Origin of the sequence: Pseudogracilibacillus amylolyticus (SeqCode) (assembly GCF_051918545.1) — a bacterium.
Lineage (GTDB): Bacteria > Bacillota > Bacilli > Bacillales > Amphibacillaceae > Pseudogracilibacillus.
Window position 1 is genome coordinate 1 of record NZ_JBPPZG010000155.1, and the last position, 733, is coordinate 733.

A 733-nucleotide genomic window follows, 5' to 3' on the forward strand; every position below is an offset into this window, starting at 1 on the left:
CATGATGCGATTTTAGTAGGAGTACATACAATAATTGAGGATAATCCAAGGTTAACTACTCGTATAAAAGGTGGAAGAAATCCAATTCGGATTATCTTAGATACGCGTCTACGAACACCGATTAATGCAAATGTTGTGACAGATCAACAGGCAGAGACTTGGATATTTGTCGGCAGCCATGTATCCGAAGAACAAATCAATGAATTTACGAAACTAGGTGTCAGAATTTATCAAATGGAAAGTGACAAGATTTCAATAGAAAAAGTACTTCAAGAATTAGGCGCTGAAAAAGTTACTTCACTTCTTGTTGAAGGTGGTGCAACAGTAAATAGTTCATTTTTACAATCAATGTACATTAATCAACTGATTATGTATATTTCGCCGATCATTATTGGAGGAAATATGGCACCGGGAGCTTTTGGTGGTCAAGGGTTTAAAAGACTAGCAGATACCCTTAAATTACAAATAAAAGAGATAAAGCAAATGGAAGGAAACATTAAAATTGTGGCGACTAAGGAGGAAAATGATGTTTACAGGAATCGTTGAAGAAATTGGATATATTGCGGAAATAGCAGAAGTATCAAAAGATGCGGTTCAATTAACGATCGATGCAAGTCTCGTGCTAGAAGATGTAAAAGTTGGTGATAGTATTTCAGTTAACGGCATTTGTTTAACAGTAACCAATTTTGATAGAGACTATTTTCAAGTAGATGTCATGCCGGAGACAATTAAT

The 733-nt window shown here is 35.3% G+C and carries 1 protein-coding gene and 1 pseudogene; both read left to right on the forward strand.

Annotation, left to right across the window (positions count from 1 at the left end; genetic code table 11):
- Positions 1-546, forward strand: a 546-nt coding sequence (locus ACPYKA_RS15225) for a RibD family protein (RefSeq protein ID WP_479543068.1), incomplete at its 5' end; no start/stop codon positions are given.
- Positions 527-733, forward strand: a pseudogene (locus ACPYKA_RS15230) (riboflavin synthase); the annotation flags it as partial. The gene ACPYKA_RS15225 and the pseudogene ACPYKA_RS15230, both read left to right, overlap by 20 nt.